Annotated in this window: 13 protein-coding genes; 10 read left to right on the top strand and 3 right to left on the bottom strand. The window is 43.1% G+C overall.

Features of this window, described 5'->3' with window-relative positions; genetic code table 11:
- Positions 1-7: 7 nt before the first annotated feature.
- A complete protein-coding gene (locus tag AC5162_RS04300) occupies positions 8-1,531 on the bottom strand; it encodes a BglG family transcription antiterminator (RefSeq protein ID WP_496534020.1) in 1,524 nt (507 codons plus the stop codon).
- A gap of 182 nt (positions 1,532-1,713) precedes the next feature.
- Between AC5162_RS04300 and ulaG the strand changes: the two genes are divergently transcribed.
- The 7 genes from ulaG (at position 1,714) to AC5162_RS04265 (ending at position 9,270) form a co-directional block, all read left to right on the top strand.
- Entirely contained in the window at positions 1,714-2,787 is a 1,074-nt protein-coding gene (gene ulaG / locus AC5162_RS04295; RefSeq protein ID WP_496534019.1) for an L-ascorbate 6-phosphate lactonase, read from the top strand.
- 12 nt (positions 2,788-2,799) lie between these two features.
- Entirely contained in the window at positions 2,800-3,468 is a 669-nt protein-coding gene (locus AC5162_RS04290; RefSeq protein ID WP_496534018.1) for a 3-keto-L-gulonate-6-phosphate decarboxylase UlaD, read from the top strand.
- Positions 3,437-4,327, top strand: coding sequence for an L-ribulose-5-phosphate 3-epimerase (locus AC5162_RS04285; RefSeq protein ID WP_496534017.1), 891 nt, complete (start codon positions 3,437-3,439; stop codon positions 4,325-4,327). Before AC5162_RS04290 ends, AC5162_RS04285 begins: the two co-directional genes overlap by 32 nt.
- A gap of 3 nt (positions 4,328-4,330) precedes the next feature.
- Positions 4,331-5,068, top strand: a complete 738-nt coding sequence (araD, locus tag AC5162_RS04280; protein WP_496534038.1) for an L-ribulose-5-phosphate 4-epimerase AraD — start codon at positions 4,331-4,333, stop codon at positions 5,066-5,068.
- Positions 5,050-6,540: an FGGY-family carbohydrate kinase gene (locus AC5162_RS04275; RefSeq protein WP_496534016.1), complete on the top strand. Its 1,491-nt coding sequence runs from the start codon at positions 5,050-5,052 to the stop codon at positions 6,538-6,540. The genes araD and AC5162_RS04275 overlap by 19 nt, the downstream gene beginning before the upstream one ends.
- Positions 6,541-6,557: 17 nt before the next feature.
- Positions 6,558-7,958, top strand: coding sequence for a PTS transporter subunit IIC (locus AC5162_RS04270; RefSeq protein ID WP_496534015.1), 1,401 nt, complete (start codon positions 6,558-6,560; stop codon positions 7,956-7,958).
- Between the two features lie 139 nt (positions 7,959-8,097).
- Entirely contained in the window at positions 8,098-9,270 is a 1,173-nt protein-coding gene (locus AC5162_RS04265; RefSeq protein ID WP_496534014.1) for an iron-containing alcohol dehydrogenase, read from the top strand.
- An 89-nt stretch (positions 9,271-9,359) separates the two neighbouring features.
- Here the strand turns inward: AC5162_RS04265 and AC5162_RS04260 are convergent, their stop codons facing one another.
- A complete protein-coding gene (locus tag AC5162_RS04260) occupies positions 9,360-11,057 on the bottom strand; it encodes an alpha-glucosidase (protein ID WP_496534013.1) in 1,698 nt (565 codons plus the stop codon).
- A gap of 168 nt (positions 11,058-11,225) precedes the next feature.
- Here AC5162_RS04260 and AC5162_RS04255 point away from each other — a divergent pair, with 168 nt between their 5' ends.
- Together AC5162_RS04255 and AC5162_RS04250 are read left to right on the top strand one after the other, a co-directional pair.
- A complete protein-coding gene (locus AC5162_RS04255; protein ID WP_496534012.1) occupies positions 11,226-12,068 on the top strand; it encodes an alpha/beta hydrolase in 843 nt (280 codons plus the stop codon).
- A gap of 160 nt (positions 12,069-12,228) precedes the next feature.
- Positions 12,229-12,336 carry a putative holin-like toxin gene (locus AC5162_RS04250; protein ID WP_496534037.1) on the top strand — a complete coding sequence of 36 codons (108 nt, stop codon included), beginning with the start codon at positions 12,229-12,231 and terminating at the stop codon, positions 12,334-12,336.
- 200 nt (positions 12,337-12,536) lie between these two features.
- Here AC5162_RS04250 and AC5162_RS04245 read toward each other — a convergent pair whose 3' ends face one another.
- On the bottom strand, positions 12,537-13,823 hold the full coding sequence (locus AC5162_RS04245; protein WP_496534011.1) for an adenylosuccinate synthase: 1,287 nt from the start codon (positions 13,821-13,823) through the stop codon (positions 12,537-12,539).
- Between the two features lie 212 nt (positions 13,824-14,035).
- Between AC5162_RS04245 and purB the strand changes: the two genes are divergently transcribed.
- Entirely contained in the window at positions 14,036-15,331 is a 1,296-nt protein-coding gene (purB, locus tag AC5162_RS04240) for an adenylosuccinate lyase (protein ID WP_496534010.1), read from the top strand.
- Positions 15,332-15,386: the final 55 nt, after the last annotated feature.

The following is a 15,386-nucleotide window of genomic DNA, read 5'->3' as shown; positions in this document are numbered from 1 at the left end:
TGGTTTTTTAGATGCCAATTTTTTGGTAACGGAGGTCAGCGATTCGTTCTGACAAGGACAAGATGTCAGTTACTTCTATTGCTGTTGGTAGTACGTAAACTATTCCGGGAAGGTTGAGGTCAGCTTGCTCGGTAATCACTAGGTCACAGTCAGTCCTAGCGGTGGGCCGGCCATGGTGAAAGCCTTTTATCACTTCGATGGTCAGAAATTGGTTCCCATGACGGTAAGTTAGTAGGTCTGAAATTAACTGGACAGTGGTTGCTGGTAGCCTGGTTACCAAGATAATCTTGAACTTTTGATTAGTAGCAGCTATTAGGTGCCGTTGAAAGGTCATGGCTAGGCTGCGAATTTGTTCTTCGGTAAAGCCTGAGGGAAAAGTTTGTGATAGTAACTGTTTGACCGGTTCTTGGTGGCAAATTACATTTAGAGTTTTTTCAAGCTTTGGTAGGCGGATTAAGAAGTTATCTTGTGGAAGGGTTTGGTACTGGTTAGCATACCAAAAGGGCTTGATTTGAGTCTGGATAGCAGTTACCAAGTCATTGTTGGCTAGTTGTTCCTTTGTTGAGGGACTAAGGGCTAGGACCTGACAAAAAGCAGTTGAAAGAGATTGGCTCAGTTTCAGTAAGTCAGTAAAACTCTTTTTGGACTGGGCGTGGTGGTCATGGTCTTTTGGCAAGCTTAGCAGTTGTAAGGTTAAAAAATAATGTAGGTTGGTTAATTGGTCTTTGTCGAAATGGGTTAGGTGAGCTTTGACAGTGGAGAGTAAGCTATTGGCAACTCGGAATTCTTTTCGTTTGGCAAATTTCTCCTTGTCCCTTTGTGAAAATAAGTCGCCCTGTTCAAGTTGACCCTTTTTACTTAACCAGGTGACATTCTGGGCAATTATTAGGGTAAAAATAACGATGATTTGACTGTCACGGCCGGTAATTTCTTTTTGAATCTGTCGGGAGGCTGCTTGTAAATTTCGGCAGTATTGGTCAATTGTGTTTTCGTTCAAAGTGGGTGTTTCTTTAATGGCATAGCCTAAAAAAGGAACGCCATTGTCATATAGGTCTTTAACTAGGGAGTAAGCGTGAATAATTATTGTCCGTCTTTTTTCCTGGTAATGGTGGCCAATATTGTGAGAAAAGGCCGGGTTAAACATGACGCGATTTTTGAGCTGCCGGATATCTCTGATAATGGTATTGCGGTGGACTTGAAAAAGCTTTTGAAAGAGGTCGATTGTCCATCGTTTTCTTGGGGCTGTGATGAGTAAATCAAGCATTTTCAGTCGCTCTTGGTTGGTCCACCGGGGTTTGTCTGGCCAGGTCTTTGCTTCCTTTATTAAAAAGTCAGTTTGAGCCTTAGTTATTTTATTGCCAGCCTTTAGAGGCTTTAGCCTTTTGGCAATTAATCCTTGGTTGATGAGATCAAGTAAGTAGTAAATCCGATTTTGACTGAGGTTTAGTTGTTTACTGATGGCAGTGATTTTAGGCAGAATCGATTGTTGACTGAGGTAGTCAATCACATTTTTGTCGGAAAGTGTTGGCATTCTGATAACCTCGTTTTTTCTTTTAGGGTAAGGGGATAACACTTAAAAAGTCTACCCAGTTGGCATAAATAACAGGCTCATTTTAAAGAGATTCTCTTTAAAGTGAGTCTTTTTTATCGACCAAAAGTTACTAATAATAGGGTTAGAACCACAATTACTTTGAGCAAAAAAGGAGAACTAAAATGGCACAAGCAACCACAATTAAAGAAGCCACTCGGCAAAATTGGATTGAAAATACTTTTCCTGAATGGGGAACATGGTTGAATGAAGCGATTGACCAAGCGGAAGTTCCTGCTAAAAATTTTCGAATTTGGTGGCTAGGAAATACTGGGATTTGGTTGAAAACCCATGAAAAGACGAATATCTTAATTGACCTGTGGAATGGGACTGGCAAAAGAACTCATGGTAATGGCCTAATGAAAGAAGGTCACCAAATGATGCGGATGTCAGGCGTTAAGAAACTTCAACCAAATTTACGCAAGCAACCCTTTGTCATTGACCCATTTCAAGTGAAAAACGTTGATGCTTTGCTGGTGTCCCATATTCATTCGGACCACTTAGATATTCATACGGCCGCTGCAGTCTTAGAAAATGCTGGACCCGATACCAAGTTTATTGGCCCAAAGGAAGTTGTTGCCACTTGGATTAAGTGGGGTGTCCCGAAAAAAAGAACAGTTGTTTTACGACCTGGTGATGAAGTGAAGGTGAAGTCGGTGACCATTAAAGCCTTAGAGGCCTTTGACCGTACGGCCCTGTTGACGGTAAGCAAAAAGACTAAGTTATCAGGACAAGTACCACCTGATATGGACGACCTAGCGGTTAACTTTTTAATTAAGACGACTGGTGGCAACTTGTACCACGGGGCCGACTCCCACATGTCCAACCTCTTTACTAAGCACGGTAATGAAAACCAGATTGACGTGGAACTAATTAATTTTGGTGAAAATCCCCGGGGCATCACGGACAAAATGACATCAGTTGATGTTTTACGGTCGGCAGAAGATTTGAAGACCAAGGTAGTCATTCCCGTCCACTATGATATTTGGACTAATTTTGCAGCCGACCCTCAGGAAATTTTAACCCTGTGGCGGATGAAGCAAGAAACTTTGCAATACCAGTTCCACCCCTTTATTTGGCAGGTGGGTGGCGAATACACCTACCCACAAGATGAAAAACGTTTTAAGTACCACCACGACCGTGGTTTTGACGATGCTTTTGAAGCTGATAACGACCTACCATTCCCATCGTTTTTGTAAAAGGAGAAGAAAATGAACCGACCAAAGTTGCAACTGGCATTAGACCAAAATTCATTAACAGAAGCCGTTCATATTGCTCAACAGGCTGGCCCAGTTGTGGATGTGATCGAAGTGGGAACTATTTTAGAACTGCAGGCTGGCCAGGAGGCGATTCGAGTGTTGCGGGCGATGTTCCCAGATAAGATTTTGGTGTCTGATACCAAGTGTGCGGATGCTGGGGGAACAGTTGCTAAAAATTCTCGATTAGCAGGTGCCGATTATATGACGGTGATTGACTCAGCAACTTTGCCAACAATGCGGGCTGCTCAAAAAGAGATGAAGGAACTTCAAATTGAACTTTATTCTGCCTGGGATTTTTCTAAGGCTGAAATCTGGCGTGAATGTGGCATTGACCAAGTGATTTACCACCAAAGTCGAGACACCTTATTAAGCGGGGGCAGTTGGGGGGCTGATGACTTAGAAACGGTAACTAGGCTAATTAAAATGGGGTTTAAGGTTTCGGTAACCGGTGGTTTAACCCTAGAAACCATCCCCCTCTTTGCTGATTTGCCAATTAATATTTTTATTGCTGGTCGAGCAATCACGGGAAAAAAAGATGTGGCCAAAGCGGCTAGGGCTTTCCAACAAGTAATTACTGAATATTGGGGTGGTGACGTTGAAGGCAGTACAACTAGGAGTTAACGAGAAAGCACTACCGGTCGGATTATCTTGGCAAAGAAAATTAGAAGCTGTTCGAGTTGCTGGTTGTTCTTTTATTGAACTTTCTATTGATGAAAGTGAGTGGCGGATTGCCCGACTTAACTGGTCGGTTGGCAAGCGTAATGAGTTGCGCCGGCTGAGCCAACGGCTAAATGTGCCAATTAAAACATTAATGTTGTCAGCCCTACGCAAGTATCCACTTGGTTCAACAGACCCCGGCACCTATCGAATGGCTTATGGGCTTTGTTGCCAAGCAATCCGACTAGCCAAAGACTTAGGCTGCGGTAACGTCCAATTGGCTGGTTATGACGAGTATTATCACGAAAAATCAGAGGTAACTGCCCAGCGTTTTTACAATAATTTGGACCGGGTCGTTCGCTATGCTGCTAAAAAGCAGGTAATGGTTACGGTCGAAACGATGGATGACCCCTTTATCAATACGGTTAAGAAGGTTGCCGATATTAAGGAAAAAATTAAAACGCCCTGGTTAGCCGCTTATGCAGATTTGGGGAACTTGTCGGCCTTTGCCTACGAGAAGGAGAGTCAGGTCGCTACTGACTTAAGAAAACACGTTTCAATTATCGCAGCTATTCATTTAAAGGACACTTTGCCAGTGACGGCTGATAACCCGGGCTTGTTTAAAAATGTGACCTTTGGTGATGGAACGGTTGATTTTAAGGGACTGTTCTTAGCCCTATATCAGGCAAATTACCAGGGAACTTTGACGATTGAAATGTGGACGGAACATAGTGATAATGCAGTTCAACGTGTGATTGAAGCGGCGGATTTTATTGCTAATTTTTTAAAGCAAGTTGGCTATCAAATTGTGGAGGAGGCATAAATGCTGTTAGAAGAAATCAGAGAAGAAGTTCACCAAGCCAATATGATGTTACCGAAGTTTGGCCTGGTGTCTTTTACCTGGGGAAACGTTTCAGGCTTTGACCCGGAATCAAAGTTAGTGGTGATTAAGCCTTCTGGCTTACCGTATGACCAATTAACCAAGGAAAATTTAGTGGTCGTTGACTTAGATGGTCGTGTAGTAGAAGGGGACTTACGCCCTTCTACTGATACACCGACACACCTACAACTTTACCGCCATTTTCCAACTATTCGGGCGATTACTCATACCCACGCCCCTTGGTCGGTTGCTTTTGCAGCGGCGGGGATGGATGTGCCAGCAGTTTCGACTACTCATGCTGATACCTTCGCTGGAACAGTTCCTTGTGTTCCCGCGTTGAGGGATGAGCAATTAGCCATTGACTATGAGCTGAATACGGGTCGAGCAATCGTTGATTATTTTACCGGTCAAAAAATTGATCCGGAGGCGATTCAGGCTACTTTAGTTGCTCATCATGGTCCGTTTACTTGGGGAAATAATCCGAAAGAATCAGTTTATAACGCTAAGGTGTTAGAGATTAGTGCTGAAATCACTTATCATGCTTTGCAACTATCCCATCAAAACCATTTGGTTTCAAATGGCTTATTGGCAGCTCATTACCAAAGAAAGCATGGAAAGAATGCTTACTACGGTCAGGTCCGTTATGACAATCAGGAGGAACACGGATGGATACCTACCTTGTAATTGATATTGGAACATCTAGTATCAGAGCAATCCGTTACGACAAAAAGGGGCGCTTGCTTAATAAATTTAGTCAGTCTTACCGGCCTGACTATGCAAAGGATGGGTCAGTTACCCAGGAGCCAAATACTTTTTCAGACTTATGTTTACAGGTTGTGAAAGCATCAGTCGAAGCAGCCAAGCGTGACCATAGTCAAATTAAGGCGGTGTCCGTTACCTCTCAGCGGTCGTCTCTAATTGCGACCAAAAATGGCCAGGCGATTGCCAAGGCCATTATGTGGCAGGATACTCGAGTTAACCATGTCTTAGACCGGTACCGCGACTATGATGAGGTTTTCTTACAACAGTCTGGATCAAAGTTGAACGCTGTTTACCTGGGCGCTAAGATTGCTTGGCTAAAGTACCAGAAAGCAGATGTGTATCAAAAGGCAGACTACTTCTTAAATATTCCGTCTTTTTTGACTTATCAAATGACAGGGGAGTATACCACTGATACAACTTACGGGTCTCGGACAAACTTGATGAATATCCATAGTTTAGAGTGGGACAAGAGTCTCTTTCAGATTTTAGGATTGAACCAGGACAAGATGCCTCGGTTAATTTCACCTGGTGATTCTGCCGGGACAGTGACACCCTTTTATAGCAAGTTGAGCGGATTACCAGTTGGCATCCCAGTGATTTCTGCCGGCGGTGACCAACAGTGTGCCGCTCTAGGAGCGGGAATTATCAGTCATGACCAGATATCAATTAATACTGGTACTGGTGGGTACTTGATTAAGACGATTGACCAATTACCTAACCACTTAGATAAGCGGATTATCTATAACAAGTCAGCCCATCCAGATAAGTATATTTTAGAGATTGATTTGTTGGCCTGTTCAGCCATCTTTAATTGGTTCATTGAAAATTTTTACCCAGACGACTTAAATCTTTATCAAATGATTGACCGAGATCTGCGGGCTTGTTATGGACAGTTAATTAATTTATCAGTTTTACCGTTTCACAAGGGGCGATCGATTGGCAAAGATGATATTAATATTCGGTCAGCTTTTTCCAATATAGGCCTTTCAACTACTCGAAAAGATATGCTGTACGCTTTAATGGTAAGTTTGTTTGTTGAAATTAATAAGGGGCTGGGTATTTTTAAGAGTTTGGGACCAATTAGTAATATTACAATTTCTGGCGGGTTGACGAATTCAAATGTGATGAATCAAATGCAATCGGATGCTTATAACTTACCAGTTTGTAAGTCGAATTCTGTTGAATCAACTGCGTTGGGCGCTTTAATTGCGGGCCTGGTTTATATGGGCGAGTATCCAAGCTATGAAAAGGCGGTTGAAGACTTAGTTGGTTATGGAAGCTGTGAATACCAGCCAAATGCTGACAATGTTGATACTTATTTAGCCTTTGATAGACGAAACCAGCTCTTGTACCAGACATTAGAGGGAACAGCTGCTGGTTATTATAAAGCCTAAGCCAGGGGAGGATTAAAATGAGTTTTTTTACCAATTTAGTTTTAACTTTAGGTCATAGTGTCGTTATTCCAATTGTAATTTTTATTGTTGCCGTTTTTATGCGAGTAAACTTAAAAATGGCGTTAACCTCCGGTCTATTAGTTGGTGTTGCACTAACGGCCTTTGGCTGGATTATTGCTGCTTTTACGCCACTAGTAACCAAAGTTGTCCAGGAAATGGTTGCTACAACGGGGATGCACCTGCCAGTCATTGATACGGGTTGGCAGTCGGCCCCCTTGTTGGCCTTTAAGTCACCAGTTGGAATTGCCTTTTTCTTATTTGGTTTGCTGACTGAAGTTTTGATGTTTATCAGTGGTTATACCAAAGCCTTTTTCGCGACAAACTTATGGCAAAATTGGAGCTTTATGGTTTGGGGCGCGGTGGCCTATGCGGTAACGAATGATTTCATTGTGTCACTGTCATTGTGCTTTTTCTTAATGGAAGTGAGCCTGTTATTGGCTGAAATTCAGGCTGACCGCTATGCTGAGTACTACCAAGTTCCAAACGGTACGACGGGGTCGATGCATAATATTGAGGCGGTTGTACCGGCAATTTTATTCGACCCACTTTGGAATTTGATTGGTTTAAATAAGTTAACCTGGACACCGGCTAAGTTAAAAGAACGCCTTGGTATCTTTGGTGAGCCGATGTCAATCGGTATCATGATTGGCTTGCTGTTGGCGACTCTTGGTCACCTAAACCATTTAATTACGCTGGAGAGTTGGGGGCAAATTTTAACCTTTGCAGTTCAACTTGGAACGGTAATGACTATTTTTCCAATGATGGCCAAACTTTTCGGCCAGGCTTTTCGTCCCTTAGCTGAAGCAATCACTAAACGGCAAAGTGGAAGGAAGGCTGGAAGCTTTTTGATAGTGGTTGACGATGGTGTTGGCTACGGTGAATCAGTCACGTTGATTTCAGGAATGGTATTAATGCCGGTCTTGCTTTTAACGGCGATGATCATGCCATTTAATCACATGTTACCAGTGGTTGATTTAATTGCTTTGCCATTTATGCTGGAATCAATGGTAGCCATTTACCGGGGAAATATGGCCAAAGTGATTGCTGCTGGCTTTGTTTGGTTTACCGTCGGATTATATGCTGGATCTTACATGGCACCAATGTATACGGCAGCTTTGGGTCAGTATGGCTTATTAGCTGGCGGCGTGACTAGTTTAGTGGTTTCTTATAATGTGATGGCTCGACCAATGACCGCTGTCATCTTTGCGGCCTTTATCTCTGGACATTGGCAGTACATTATCTTAGTTGAACTGTTATATGCAGTTGCTTGGGTGGCTTTGCGTACTAAGCGAGATGCAATTTGGTCTTATTTACGTAAGATGGCGGCCATGAATGCCTCTGATGTAACCAATCGTTAGGTCGAGTGGCCAACTAAAATTGCATTTTGCAAGTGAAAGGTCTACAATAGCTTTTACGACTTTAGATTAAATTTGCTGGGAAATGTAGTGCTTTACTAGTAAATTGGTTTGATGGAAAACGTAAAGGGGTATTGTCTCAATGGAAAATTTCACTTTTAATAATAAAACGGATATTCGTTTTGGCCGTGACCGGCTTGATGAAGAATTGGCTGGAGCCCTCAGTCAATTTGGTAAGAAGGTCTTGCTTGCTTATGGTGGCGGATCAATTAAGAAATCTGGTTTGTACGAACGGGTCGTTGAGGCTTTAGCTGGCTTTGACGTGGTGGAATTATCAGGAATTGAACCAAACCCCAAAATTAGCTCTGTCCGTGATGGCCAAAAGCTAGTTAAAGAGAATGATATTGACGTCATTTTGGCTGTCGGTGGTGGGTCAGTTATTGATGCTTCAAAGGTGATTGCCACTGCTAAGTACTATGAGGGTGACCCTTGGGACTTGGTTGAAAACCGGGCAATGCGGATGACGATGGATCAGTTACCAGTTGTTGACATTCTAACTCTGTCAGCGACGGGAACCGAAATGAACCAAGGTTCTGTGATTTCAAACCCTGAAACCAAGCAAAAGCTTGGAACGGCTGGACCAAACACACCAGCTGTATCATTTTTGGACCCATCTTTGACTTTCTCAGTGTCGAAGTGGCAGACGGCTGCTGGTTCAATCGATATCATGAGCCATTTGTTTGAACAGTATTTTGATCAAAAAGGGTACGAAAACGATGTTCGTAATGGTTTGATTGAAGGAATTATGCGGACCGTTATCAAGTGGGCGCCAATTGCATTACAAGAACCTGATAACTATGAAGCTCGGGCCAACTTGATGTGGTCAGCTACGATGGCCTTGAACGGTTTGACTCGGACTGGAAATGTTAATTCATGGACTGTTCACCCAATTGAGCACGAATTATCTGCTTACTATGATATTACCCACGGGGTTGGTCTTGGTATTTTGACACCACATTGGATGGCGTTTGCTTTGTCATCTGAAACAGCACCGCTCTTTGCCATGATGGGTCGGAATGTTTGGCACTTGACGGGTGATGATGACCAAGTGATTGCCAAGGAAGCCATTGACCAAGTTCGTCAATGGTTAGCTAACTTGGAAGTACCAACAACTCTTGCTGGTGTTGGTATTGAAGACGAGGGTAACTTCGCTGCCATGGCAGCCAGTGCTGTTAAGGTCAATAGCTTAGACCAAAAGGCCTTTGTTAAGATGACAACCGATGATGTGGTTGCGTTATTAAAGGCTTCAAAGTAAGCTTACTTATAATATAGAAATAGAAAAAGACTGGGTTAGCAATAAAATTGCTAGCTCAGCCTTTTTTATTTGAATTCAGATTTTGCTAATTATTTTTGGTAGCGGTAAACCTTTGATTCATAAGGACGCAAGGTTTGGTCCCAGTCGTCCGTATAGTTTGAAATCAGGAGTTCGGAATTTTCTGGGATGTTGTATTGCCGTTCAATTGTCTGATCAGTAAAGTTGTTAATGACCAGTAATTCTTCGTTATCGCCAACTCGTTTGTAACTAAAAGCTTGGTCATCTTCCAATTCGAGTGGTTCATAGTGACCGGTCGTGATGATTGGCATGGTATGACGGAATTCAATTAGCTTTTGGTAGTGGTAGAAGATTGAATCTTTGTTGGCCAAGGCTTGGTCAACGTTAATTGTTTCGAAGTTATCGTTGAGCTTTAGCCAAGGAGTTCCGGTCGTAAAGCCAGCATTCTTACCAGCCGTCCACTGCATTGGGGTCCGGGCGTTATCCCGACCCTTGTGGTGAACGTAGTCTAACAAGGTATCATCATCAATCACGTGGTCGCGGTTAACTAAGTATTCACGCGCATTTAGAATTTCGACATCATTGAAGTCGTTCCAGCCAAGGTTGTAAGCGTTGGTCATCCCCAATTCTTCACCTTGGTAAATGTAAGGCGTTCCTTGCATAAAGTGGAGGAGGGTAGCCAACATCTTTGCTGACTTAACCCGGTACTGAGGCGTATCGTTACCAAATCGGCTTAATACTCGGGGCTGGTCGTGGTTTTGCCAGTAAAGTGAATTCCAACCAGTCCCTTCTAGTTCTCTTTGCCACTTCGAGAAGTTTTCTTTCAATTTAGTGAGTGAAACTGGTTTGTTATCCCACTTTCCTAGAGCTTGGTTTTCATTAAAGTCTAATTCCATGTGTTCAAACTGGAACACCATGTTCAACTCAGATTGGTCGGCGTTCGCATACTTCTTGGCATTGGCGATGTCGACGCCGGAGGCTTCACCGACAGTCATCATATCAGCGTTGTTCAAGACCTTTTGGCGCATCTCTTGCAAGTATTCATGGACATGAGGACCGTTGGCAGCGCCAAGGGTCGAGTGGTTGGCGTTTCCGTAATGAGCTCCTTCAGGCACTGGCGCATCGGGCAGGCCTTCCGGTTTTGAAATTAAGGAGATAACATCCATTCGGAAACCATCGATGCCACGGTCGACCCAACGGTTCATCATCGCAAAGACTTCATCTCGCAATTTTGGGTTATCCCAGTTTAAGTCGGGTTGACCTTCGTGGAAGAGGTGCATGTAGTACTGGCCGGTTTCTTCATCAAACTTCCAGGCTGGGCCAGAGAAGAAAGATCCCCAGTTATTAGGCTCGTGACCATCAACTGGGTCGCGCCAAATGTAAAAGTCACGTTTATCGTTATCCTTTGATGACCGGCTTTCGATGAACCATTGGTGTTGGTCAGAAGAGTGGTTGACTACCAAGTCCATTACAATCTTGATACCACGCTTGTGGGCCTCGGCTAGTAATGATTCGAAGTCTTCCATGGTACCAAACTCGGGGTTGATGCCATCGTAGTTGGAAATGTCGTAACCGTTGTCTTTGTTGGGCGTTTCATAGACGGGGTTTAGCCAAATCACGTCGGCACCGAGCTTTTGGACGTAGTCCAAGCGGTCTTTAATCCCGTTTAAATCACCAATTCCGTTCCCAGTCGAATCTTGGAAAGACCGGGGATAGATTTGGTAAACGACGGCCTTTTGCCACCATTTAATCTGGTCTGCTTGAGTCATGAACTTGCCTCCTGTAAGTTGGATTTAAATCTTTTCTGAGGCCATTATAACGAATTTCCTTGGTCGGCGTAAAACCTTTTCTTGAATTTGGCATAAGTGACCGGTAAAATCGACTTTAGCGAGTCAATGAGGGTATAATTAAGAAATAGAGGTTTTGGAGAAATGTGGATGAGGCGAACAATAACGGGGCTATTAGTCTTAGTGGCTGCTTTGGGAGTAAGTTTCTACTTCCTTGGCCGACAGATAATTAGACAAGAAAATAGTCAACCAGCTGCTAGCAAGCCAACAACTGCAACCGTTTTCTTCCACGGTTACGGTTCCAGTCGCCATGCTGAAAAATCAATGGCTAAGTACTTAATCAACCATCATTATTCCAACAAGACGTTTAATTATACAGTTGCTAATAACGGTCAGGTTACTAGGAATGGCAAGGTGAAAGCTGGCCAGAAAAACCCAATTATCCTAGTTGAGTTTAAGGATAATACTAACCAGGACTTTACCAAGACAGCTGGCTGGGTAAAAACGATTATGAAAGACCTTGACGACCAGGGAATTACGAAAGTTAATTTGATTGGTCATTCTATGGGTAATCAAGCAATTGCTTACTATTTAATGAACTATGGCAGCCAGTCAGATTTGCCACGGGTTCAAAAACAGATTTCAATTGCTGGAACTTACAATGGCTTGATTATCTCCGACCCTGGGTCAAATTCAGCCTTGGACTCAACTGGTAAGCCCACCACTGTTACGAAGACCTTTACAAACCTGGCGGGGTTAACGGACTATTATCAAAGTCATACAACTAAGGTTTTAAACATCTTTGGTAATTCGACGGGTGGTTCACAATCAGATACGACTGTTTACAATAATTCGTCGAAGTCGTTGAAGTACTTTGTTAAAAGCCCAAGTACTTACCAGGAATCATTGATTACTGGCGCAATGGGTCAGCACTCGAAGCTACATGAAAACCAGCAGGTTGACCAAGAGATTCTGGACTTTTTGAAGGGTTAAGTATAACATCATTAAAATAGCTAAAAGGCCTTTAAATCAATGATTCAAAGGCCTTTTTTCAGGTATAATATTAGCATAGAAAACAAGTGAAGACGGTGGCTATCCTATCAAAGGGGGTGATTTGTATGATACAAAGACTTCTTGCGAAAGGGGAGGCCTGGTGCCTTGTAAGGACACTATTGCTCTGCTGATTCAGTTTGGGATGCTAATCCTAATGCTGATTGGTTTGGTGATTGAATTAATAATCGCAATAAGCAATAAAAAATGACCATCTTCTGCTTTGCCTGGCTTAGATAGTCATTTTTGATGAAATAGGCTAGTCACCGTTTTATGCGGGTTTTCTAGGAGGAGTTTCCGTTTTAAGGGGAACTCCTTTTCTTTACCCATATTATAGCATGTCTTGTTTGAAAGTCATCAAAAAAGCACCCGCCTGATGAATCTTAGACAAGTGCTTGGGATTTTGTTTAATTATTGTTGCCAGAGGTCAACCAAGACGTTGGTGGCATCACGATCTGGGCCAACAGCGAATGTTGCCAATGGTAGGTCAACGATTTCACAAACGCGCTTTAAGTAGTTACGAGCGTTTTCTGGCAAGTCGGCTAATGATTTGGCACCAGTGATGTCCTCTGACCAACCTGGTAATTCTTCGTAAACTGGTTCGCAACGAGCAAGGTCAGCTTCTGAAGCAGGGTAGTGGTCGATGATTTGGTCATCCAAACGGTAGTGGGTGGCGACTTTGACCGTTTCAAATCCTGATAGGACATCCAAGCAATTTAATGAAAGTTGGGTCAAACCAGATACGCGCTTGGCATGACGTAAAGCGACTGTATCAAGCCAACCAATTCGACGAGGACGGCCGGTAACAACACCGTATTCATGAGCAGTGTCACGGATAGTGTTTCCAATTTCATCAAAGAGTTCAGTTGGGAAAGGACCTTCACCAACTCGTGAGCAATAAACCTTGGCCACACCAACGACTTGGTCAATCCGGTTTGGACCAAGTCCAGCTCCAACGGCGGCACCACCCGCAATGGGGTTAGATGAAGTCACGAATGGGTAGGTTCCGTGGTCGATATCAAGCATGATACCTTGGGCCCCTTCGAACAAGACCCGTTTGTTTTCATCTAATGCTTGGTTAATTAAATAAGAAGTATCCGCAACGAATGGCCGGAGCTTTTCACCATAGGCTAAGTATTCTTGGTAGATTTCATCAAAGTCCAAAGCTTCGTGGTCGTAGACCTTGGTTAAGAACAAGTTCTTAACTTTCAAAGCTTGCTTTAAACGCTTCTTTAAGACTTCTGGTTCTAACAAGTCGGCAATCCGAACACCAATCCGGTCGAGCTTGTCTTGGTAGGCAGGACCGATTCCCTTGTGGGTTGTTCCAATCTTTTCATCCTTAAGGCCTTCTTGAAGTTCATCAAAAAGAGGGTGGTAGGGCATGATAACTTGGGCTCGCGAAGAAACCTTTAAGTTATCAACGGTAACACCGTTTTCCTTTAAATAGTTAATTTCATTAAATAGTGTTTTTGGGTTAACGACTACTCCGGTTCCAATCACGTTCGTGATGTTCTTTAAGAAAATTCCGGAAGGAATTAATTGAACGTGGAGTTTCTTACCATCGATGACCAGTGTGTGACCTGCATTGTCACCACCTGCATAGCGGACGACAAAGTCGGCTTTTTGACTGAGAAAGTCTGTAATTTTACCTTTTCCTTCGTCGCCCCACTGAGCGCCGGCAATCACGATTGAAGACATGGGTTACCTCTTTTATTCTTTAATCGGTCAACATTTGACCAAAGGATATTATAAAGGCTATCGTTCAGAAAATCAACCTTATTATTCGGAAATATCGGATTTTAATGTTCGGTTTCTGCTTAAAAATAAATTATTTTGAAAATAGTTCGTTTTTAACTGTATTTTATTGGTATAATGTTTTTGCACGTTTGATAAAAAAGGAGATTCTTAGAATGTTAGACCGTTATAGTCGACCAGCGATGCGTGAAATCTGGTCTTTGCAAAACCAATACCAAACTTGGTTGGATGTCGAAATTGCCATTGATGAAGCTTGGTCCAAGTTGGGGGAAATCCCAGCAGAGGACGTTGAGAAAATTCGTCAAAATGCGACATTTGATGTGAAGCGGATTGAAGAAATTGAAGCGGTGACCCACCACGATATCGTTGCCTTTACGCGAACGGTCTCAGAATCCCTTGGTGAAGAAAAGAAGTGGGTTCACTTCGGTATCACTAGTACTGATGTGGTTGATACTTCTTATGGTGTTCGGCTAAAGCAAGCCAATGCCATTTTGGAAGAAGACTTGGAAAACTTTATCGCTGTCTTGAAGAAGCAAGCTTTGAAATACAAGGATACGGTCATGATTGGCCGGACCCATGGTGTCCAAGCTGAACCAACGACTTTCGGATTAAAAATTGCCCGGTTCTACTCAGAAATGACTCGGAACTTGAAGCGCTTTAAGGAAGTCGCCCGTGGCGTTGAAGCGGGTAAGATTTCTGGGGCAGTCGGAACCTTTGCTAACATTCCACCTGAAATCGAACAATACGTTTGCGAAACCCTTGGTTTGCGTCCACAAGAAATTTCATCACAGGTTTTGCCTCGTGACTTGCACGCTGCCTATATGTCGACTTTGGCCTTGATTGGTTCAAGTATGGAAGGCTTTGCGATTGAAATCCGGGCCTTGCAACGGTCAGAAATCCATGAAGTGGAAGAAAGATTTGCCAAGGGGCAAAAGGGTTCTTCAGCCATGCCACACAAGCGCAACCCAATCGGATCAGAAAATATCTCTGGTTTGTCACGGGTCTTGCGTGGCCAAATGGTAACTGCTTACGAAAACATTCCGTTGTGGCACGAGCGTGATATCTCACACTCATCAGCCGAACGGATGATTTTGCCAGACAGTACTTCATTGTTAGACTACATGCTAAACCGCTTTATGAAGATTATTGATAACTTGACGGTCTTCCCAGAACGGATGAAGTCAAATATGAACTTGACTCATGGTTTGATTTACAGTCAACGAGTTTTGTTGAAGTTGATTGAAAGTGGCATGGTTCGTGAAGCAGCCTATGATACTGTCCAACCATTAACTGCTAAGTCATGGGACGAAGGTTTGGACTTTAAGACATTAGTTGAAGAAAACGAGACGATTAAGTCACACCTATCTCAGGCAGAAATTGATGATGCCTTTGATTATCATTATCATTTAAAGCAAGTTGATACCATTTATAAGCGGATGGGCCTTCTTTAATACGAAATAAGTAGGGGAAACGAGAGTTTCTCTTTTTTTGTTGTCAAAAATTTAG

This window comes from Fructobacillus sp. ChS1-6f1-1-27 (assembly GCF_059579415.1).
The sequence above is the reverse complement of the archived record's forward strand: the minus strand, read 5'-3'. Positions and strand labels throughout refer to the sequence as shown.